General features: G+C 69.3%; 6 protein-coding genes. 4 read left to right on the top strand and 2 right to left on the bottom strand.

All coding sequences use genetic code 11. The annotated features are described in order from the left end of the window. The coding region (locus tag EFK50_RS21755) for an FAD-dependent oxidoreductase (RefSeq protein ID WP_123229714.1) at positions 1–1,074 on the bottom strand (1,074 nt) is incomplete at its 3' end. A gap of 26 nt (positions 1,075–1,100) precedes the next feature. Between EFK50_RS21755 and EFK50_RS21750 the strand changes: the two genes are divergently transcribed. Genes EFK50_RS21750 through dmpG form a run of 3 tightly spaced genes read left to right on the top strand, consistent with a single transcriptional unit; the run spans position 1,101 to position 3,887 of the window. Beyond that, a complete protein-coding gene (locus tag EFK50_RS21750) occupies positions 1,101–1,916 on the top strand; it encodes a 2-keto-4-pentenoate hydratase (RefSeq protein WP_123229713.1) in 816 nt (271 codons plus the stop codon). Further along, positions 1,909–2,805 (top strand): acetaldehyde dehydrogenase (acetylating), encoded by an 897-nt coding sequence (locus EFK50_RS21745; protein WP_123229712.1) that lies wholly within the window; start codon positions 1,909–1,911, stop codon positions 2,803–2,805. Before EFK50_RS21750 ends, EFK50_RS21745 begins: the two co-directional genes overlap by 8 nt. After that, the gene (gene dmpG / locus EFK50_RS21740; RefSeq protein ID WP_123229711.1) at positions 2,802–3,887 is read left to right on the top strand and encodes a 4-hydroxy-2-oxovalerate aldolase; all 1,086 of its coding nucleotides are present in this window, start codon (positions 2,802–2,804) and stop codon (positions 3,885–3,887) included. Before EFK50_RS21745 ends, dmpG begins: the two co-directional genes overlap by 4 nt. 300 nt (positions 3,888–4,187) lie before the next feature. Here dmpG and EFK50_RS21735 read toward each other — a convergent pair whose 3' ends face one another. Further along, complete coding sequence (locus tag EFK50_RS21735; RefSeq protein ID WP_123229710.1) at positions 4,188–4,769, bottom strand: hypothetical protein; 582 nt, start codon at positions 4,767–4,769, stop codon at positions 4,188–4,190. A gap of 208 nt (positions 4,770–4,977) precedes the next feature. Between EFK50_RS21735 and hsaA the strand changes: the two genes are divergently transcribed. Further along, entirely contained in the window at positions 4,978–6,144 is a 1,167-nt protein-coding gene (gene hsaA / locus EFK50_RS21730; protein WP_123229709.1) for a 3-hydroxy-9,10-secoandrosta-1,3,5(10)-triene-9,17-dione monooxygenase oxygenase subunit, read from the top strand. Positions 6,145–6,147 lie beyond the last annotated feature (3 nt).

The raw sequence follows: 6,147 nt of genomic DNA, 5'->3' as shown, positions 1-6,147 counted from the left end.
CGCCTCGTTCATGTAGCGCTTGCCGGCCTGGTTCACGATGATCGAGCCCGGCAGGTTGCGCTCGGCGAGGCAGAACCACGGCCCGTTCGGCAGCGGGATGGTCGGACCCCACCAGGCGTCGTCCATCAGGTCGATCTGGGCGCCGGCGGTGATCCCGGCGAGGATGCCGCCGCCCTCGTTCGAGGGCGCACCGGTGGTCCAGTCGACCGAGGTCGGCTGGGGCTGGTACTTCTCGCGCATCTCCAGGTTCTTCTCGAAGCCGCCGCTGCCGAGGATGACGCCGCGGGTCGCGCGGATCTCCTGGGTGGCGCCGTCGCGCCGGACCTTCACCCCGACGACCCGGCCGTTCTCCAGGATCAGGTCGGTCAGCTCGGTCTCGTAGGCGACCGGGACGCCGGCGTCGACCAGGCCCTTGCGCAGGCCGATCGCGATCGCGTTGCCCATCGCGTACATCTTCTTGCCGAGCAGCAGGGTCAGCAGCCGCATCAGGGTGGCCCGGATCAGCACCAGCGGGCCGCGCAGGGTGCGCATCCCGAGGCTGATCTTGCGGTAGTCGGCCTGGGTGATGATCAGGTTCGCCGGCGCCTTCCCGTACGGCGGGTGCAACCGGTCGAGCTCGGCCCCGAGGAACTTCGCGTTGAGCGGGATCGCCTCGACGGTGCGACCGCGGGCCCGGCCGCCGGGCGCCTCGGGCAGGTAGTCGGCGTACTCGGGCACCCAGGTGAACCGGACCGGGGTGTTCTCCTTGAGGAAGTCCATTACCTCGGGGCCGCGGTCGATGTAGGTGTCGCGGCGGACCTTCGGGACGACGTCGCCGACGATCGCGTCGAGGTACTTCTTCGACTCGGCGGGGTCGTCCGCTTCGCCGGCCTTCTTCAGGGCGTAGTTCCCGGGGATCCAGACGCCGCCGCCGGACCGGGCGGTGGACCCGCCGAAGTAGGCGGACTTCTCGATCAGCAGGGTGTCGAGTCCTTGCCGGGCGGCCGCGAGCGCGGCCGTCATCCCGGCACCGCCGGCGCCGACGACGAGCACATCGACGGAGGGCTTCAGATCGACTTGGTCAGGGGCCTTCATGGCACGAAACTGTAACAGGTTCTAGTATGTCTTTCGTGACTACCTCCGATGCCATCGCAGCAGCCGTCGAACGGCTCGCCGAGGCCCAGGCGACCCGGGTCCCGTGCGCCGCCGTACGGGACCTGATCGGCACCGACGACCTCCCCGCGGCGTACGCCGTGCAGGGCGGTCTGGTGCAGGCCAGGATCGCCGGCGGGGTCACCGTGGTCGGCCGCAAGATCGGGGCCACCTCGAAGGCCGTTCAGGACCAGCTCGGCGTCGATCAGCCCGACTTCGGCTACCTGCTCAGCGACATGGACGTGTCCGACGACGCTCCCATCTCGATGCGCACGCTGGTGCAGCCGCGGGTCGAGGCCGAGGTCGCGTTCCGGCTGGGCAAGGACATCGCTCCGGCCACCGAGGAGGAGATCACCCTCGAGCTGGTCCGGGACGCGGTCGACGTGGCGCTGCCGGCCCTGGAGATCGTGGACTCCCGGATCGAGAACTGGGACATCACCTTCACCGACACGGTCGCAGACAACGCCTCCAGCGGCCTGTTCGTGATCGGCACCGACGCCAAGCCGCTCACCGAGATCAGCCCGGTCGACGTCGAGATGTCGCTGACCATCAACGGCGAGGTCCGGTCGAGCGGCAACGGCGCGGCCTGCCTCGGCGATCCGCTGGAGGCGCTGCGCTGGCTCGCCGTGCAGGCCTATCGTTTCGGGGACCCGCTGCGCGCGGGGCACCTGATCCTCTCGGGGGCGCTCGGCCCCTTCGTACCCTTCGCCGCGGGAGATGACGTCGTGGCGACCATCAGCGGATTCGCACCGCTCAGCGTCAAGTTTGGGAGTAGGAATGACTAAGCTCACTGCCGCGATCGTCGGCCCGGGCAACATCGGTACCGACCTGATGTACAAGCTGCTCCGCAGCGACGTCATCGAGCCGCGCTGGATGATCGGCGTCGACCCGGAGTCGCCCGGTCTGGGCCGGGCTCGGGACAAGGGCCTGATCGCCAGCGCCGAGGGCGTCGACTGGCTGCTCAAGCAGGACGAGAAGCCGGACTTCATCTTCGAGGCGACCAGCGCCTACATCCACCGCGAGTACGCGCCCCGGTACGCCGAGGCGGGCATCCGCGCGATCGACCTGACGCCGGCCGCCGTCGGCCCGGCCTGCATCCCGGCGGTCAACGGCGACGAGCACTCCGACGCCGTGAACGTCAACATGATCACCTGCGGGGGACAGGCGACCATCCCGATGGTCGCGGCCGTCTCCCGCGCCACCCCGGTCTCCTACGCCGAGATCGTCGCGTCGGTCGCGTCGCTCTCCGCGGGGCCGGGCACCCGGCAGAACATCGACGAGTTCACCCAGACCACCTCGAAGGGGGTCGAGACGATCGGCGGCGCCGCCCAGGGCAAGGCGATCATCATCCTGAACCCGGCCGAGCCGCCGATGATCATGCGGGACACGATCTTCTGCGCTGTCGGCGCCGACGTGGACCGGGACGCGATCACGAAGTCGGTCCACGACATGGTGAAGGCTGTCCAGGACTACGTCCCCGGTTACCGGCTGCTCCAGGAGCCGCAATTCGACGACCCGAGCGACGCCACCCGCGGCGCCACCAAGGTCAGCATCTTCATCGAGGTCGAGGGCGCCGGGGACTTCCTGCCGCCGTACTCGGGCAACCTCGACATCATGACCGCCGCCGCGACCCGCGCCGGCGAAGGAATGGCACGGAAGGCCCTGAGCGCATGAGCATCGCCGGACCCGCAGAACTCAACGCCCTGACCCGCACCTGGCGCGACACCGACCCGACGTCCGACCTGGACATCCGGCTCACCGATACCTGCCTGCGCGACGGCTCGCACCACAAGCGCCACCAGTTCACCGAGCAGGAGGTCCGTGACATCGTCGGCGCCCTCGACGACTCCGGCGTGCCGGTCATCGAGGTCACCCACGGGGATGGTCTGGGCGGGTCGAGCTTCAACTACGGCTTCTCCAAGACCCCGGAGCAGCAGCTGATCAAGGCGGCCGCCGAGACCGCGAAGAACGCCAAGATCGCCTTCCTGATGCTGCCCGGCGTGGGCATCAAGGACGACATCCGGATGGCCCAGGACAACGGCGGGTCGATCTGCCGGATCGCGACCCACTGCACCGAGGCGGACACGACCGAGCAGCACTTCAAGCTCGCCCGCGACCTCGGCCTGGAGACCGTCGGCTTCCTGATGATGAGCCACACCCAGCCGCCCGAGGTGCTGGCCAAGCAGGCCCGCATCATGGTCGACGCCGGCAACCAGTGCGTCTACGTGGTCGACTCCGCGGGCGCGCTGATCCTCGAGGGTGTCTCGGACCGGGTCGCCGCCGTCGTCGCGGAGGTCGGCAACGAGGCCACCGTCGGCTTCCACGGCCACGAGAACCTCGACCTCGGCGCCGGCAACACCGTGATGGCGGTCCGCGCGGGCGCCACCCAGATCGACGGCTCGGTACGCCGCTTCGGCGCCGGTGCCGGCAACACGCCGCTGGACGCCTTCGTCGGCATCTGCGACAAGCTCGGCTGGAAGACCGGCGTGGACTTCCTCAAGATCATCGACGCGTCCGAGGACGTGGTCCGCCCGGCGATGCCGGAGGAGTGCCGGCTGGACCGGATGACGATGATGATGGGCTACGCGGGCGTCTACTCGAGCTTCCTCAAGCACGCCGGCAACGCGGCCGAGCGGTACGGCGTCTCCGGCGCCCGGATCCTCGCGGAGGCCGGCCGGCGCAAGCTGATCGGCGGCCAGGAGGACCAGCTGATCGACATCGCGCTGCTGCTGAAGGCCGAGCAGGACGCCAGCTAGGGGCTGAGCACGGCCGCACAGCACTGCTGCGTCAGGTTCGTTGCGTCGAGTCAATGCGCGGCATCAGCAGTTCACCGCGCGGGCTTCGGCGTGGGATCGCGTCTGCAAGCGTGAGCACGTCAATGAGGCGCTCACCGTGCTCGGCTGCGTTGCAAGCAGGTGGAACAGGCTCAGAATGGCCCAGGGGTCGCGGGACCTCGTCACCAGTACACATGGCATCTGTATAGCCGAGTGCGCCTGAGCGCTACCCGTGCCGAAAGCCCCGCCCCCGAGAGAGGGCGGGGCTTTCGGAGTCCTTGATCAGGCCTGCTGACGCTTCCGGGCAGCGAAGGCCGCGCCGCTGGCGACCAGCAGAGCTCCGCCGGCGAGCGTCCAGGTCAGGTCGAGACCGTTCTCGGAGGGGGAGTCCGCCGAGGCGGCCCCGGCGTCGACTCGGGTCGGGATGCTGATCGAGTCGGTCGCGCCACCCTGGTTCTTGCCCGCGTCCGGCTCGTCCCCGGCGTCCGGGGTGCCCGGCTTGTCGTCGCCCGGCTTGTCGTTGCCCGGGTTCGGGCCCGCCTTGTCGTCGGGAACGTCGTTCCCGCCGCACCCGTGGGTGCAGTCCGGGGTGTCGGTGATCCCGCCGGGACCGTCGGGGTTCGGCTGCGGGTGGTGGGGCTTCGGGTGGGTCGGCTTCGGCTTGCCGTTGGAGACCTCGCCCGGGCCGTCCGGGACCGGCTGCGGGGCCGGGGTCGGAGCCGCGATGTCCATCGGCTTCGGGTCGCCGCCGACAGGGGCGACGATGACCGGACCGTCGGCGGCCAGGGCGGCGCCCGGGGTCAGGGTGAGCGCCGCGACGGCGAGCGGGGCGGCGATGATCAGGGTGCGGATGCTGCGGTTCATGACGTTCTCCTTGGTCGGTGCTTCAGGGGCTTCGTGGTGCGGCGTTCGTGCCGCTCTCGGAAGTAGGAGCACCGGGCCCGGAAGTCCTTGCAACTTTTCCTGAGGGGATTTTTCGGGCGTTTCCGAGACCGTCCCGGGTGTCGTGGACGAACAGGTAGAACGTGTTCTAGTATTGTCTTCAGAAGTATTCGAACGACGAGGAGAAGCCATGAGTCAGGCAGTTCTTGACGGTGTCCGTGACCTGCTGCCCACGCTGCGTGAGCGTGCGGACGAGACCGAGCGTCTCCGCGTCATCCCCGAGGCCTCGATCAAGGAGCTGGCGGAGACCGGCTTCTTCAAGCTCCTCCAGCCGAAGCGGTACGGCGGCTTCGAGTCGAGCCCGATCGACTTCTACGAGGGCGTCAAGGAGATCGCCGGGGCCTGCGGGTCGACCGGCTGGGTCTCCAGCGTCGTCGGCGTGCACCCCTGGCAGGTCGGCCTCTTCGCCGACGAGGCCCAGCAGGCGGTCTGGGGCAACGACCCGAACGCGCGGCTGAGCTCGTCGTACGCCCCGACCGGCAAGGCGACGATCACCGAGGGCGGCTTCAAGCTCTCCGGCAAGTGGAGCTTCTCCTCGGGCTGCGACCACTGCCAGTGGGTGCTGCTCGGCGGCCTGGTGTTCAACGAGGACGGCAACGTCGTCGACTTCCGCACCTTCATGGTGCCGCGCAGCGACTACACCATCAACGACGTCTGGCACATGGTCGGCCTCTCCGGCACCGGCTCGAACGACATCGTCGTGGACGACGTCTTCGTCCCCGAGGCGTTCACGCTGTCGATGGGCGAGACCGGCCAGTGCAAGGGCCCGGGCCAGGAGGTCAACACCTCCAACCTGTACAAGCTGCCGTTCCACTCGGTCTTCACGACCACCATCTGCACCCCGATCATCGGGATGGCGTACGGCGCCTACGCCGAGCACGTCGACATGCAGCAGAAGCGCGTCCGCGCGGCGTACCTGGGAGAGAAGGCGTCGCTCGACCCGTTCGCCGCCGTCCGGATCGCCCGCGCCGCCAGCGACATCGACGCCGCCTGGGCCCTGGCGATGAACAACATCCGCGAGGAGATGGCCCTGGTCGAGAAGGGCGAGCAGATCCCGCTCGGCCTGCGGCTCAAGGTCCGTCGCGACCAGGTCCTCGGCACCCAGCGCTCCATCGACGCGATCGACGCGCTCTTCGAGGCCTCCGGCGGTCGCGCCCTGGCCAACGGCACCTACCTGCAGCGGGCCTGGCGGGACGCGCACGCCGGTCGCGTGCACGCCGCCAACGACCCGGAGCGCGCGCTGCAGATGTTCGGCGCCCACGAGTTCGGCCACAAGGTCGACCCGGGGATGTACTGAGCC

Source organism: Nocardioides marmoriginsengisoli, assembly GCF_003725695.1.
Lineage (GTDB): Bacteria > Actinomycetota > Actinomycetes > Propionibacteriales > Nocardioidaceae > Marmoricola > Marmoricola marmoriginsengisoli.
Note: the sequence above shows the minus strand (reverse complement) of the source record. Positions and strands in the feature narration are given on the sequence as shown.

Coding starts and splice junctions, on each gene's coding strand:
- dmpG (WP_123229711.1), top strand. CDS start 2,802: ATGAGCATCGCCGGACCCGCAGAACTCAACGCCCTGACCCGCACCTGG.
- EFK50_RS21735 (WP_123229710.1), bottom strand. CDS start 4,769: ATGAACCGCAGCATCCGCACCCTGATCATCGCCGCCCCGCTCGCCGTC.
- EFK50_RS21745 (WP_123229712.1), top strand. CDS start 1,909: ATGACTAAGCTCACTGCCGCGATCGTCGGCCCGGGCAACATCGGTACC.
- hsaA (WP_123229709.1), top strand. CDS start 4,978: ATGAGTCAGGCAGTTCTTGACGGTGTCCGTGACCTGCTGCCCACGCTG.
- EFK50_RS21750 (WP_123229713.1), top strand. CDS start 1,101: ATGTCTTTCGTGACTACCTCCGATGCCATCGCAGCAGCCGTCGAACGG.